We start from the raw sequence: 376 nt of genomic DNA, 5'->3' as shown, positions 1-376 counted from the left end.
CTTTGCAGTTAGATGTTAATATTCCAGATGTCCCATTTCACGGTCATGCCATTGGGATAGACTTGGGACTGGACAAATTTCTGGCAACTTCTGATGGAGAAATGGTCGAAAGACCCCATTTTTTGAACCAACTACATAGCAAGCTGAAATTGCTGCAACGTAGATTAAGGAACAAAAAGAAAGGTTCTAATAATCGACACAAATTAAACCAAAAAATAGCGAGACTGCACCAAAAGATATCTGATACTCGTAAAGATTGGCAATTCAAACTAGCAAATCACCTTTGCGACCAAGCACAGTCAATATTTTTTGAAGATATTAACTTTAAATCTTGGGCAAAAGGAATGTTGTCTAAACATTGCCTAGATGCTGCTTT

The 376-nt window shown here is 37.2% G+C and carries 1 protein-coding gene; it reads left to right on the top strand.

All coding sequences use genetic code 11. The annotated features are described in order from the left end of the window. A partial coding sequence (locus JUI58_RS00165) for an RNA-guided endonuclease TnpB family protein (protein WP_204101745.1) occupies positions 1 to 376 on the top strand: 376 nt, incomplete at both ends.

It is taken from the genome of Spirulina sp. CCY15215, assembly GCF_016888125.1.
Lineage (GTDB): Bacteria > Cyanobacteriota > Cyanobacteriia > Cyanobacteriales > Spirulinaceae > CCY15215.
Note: the sequence above shows the minus strand (reverse complement) of the source record. Positions and strands in the feature narration are given on the sequence as shown.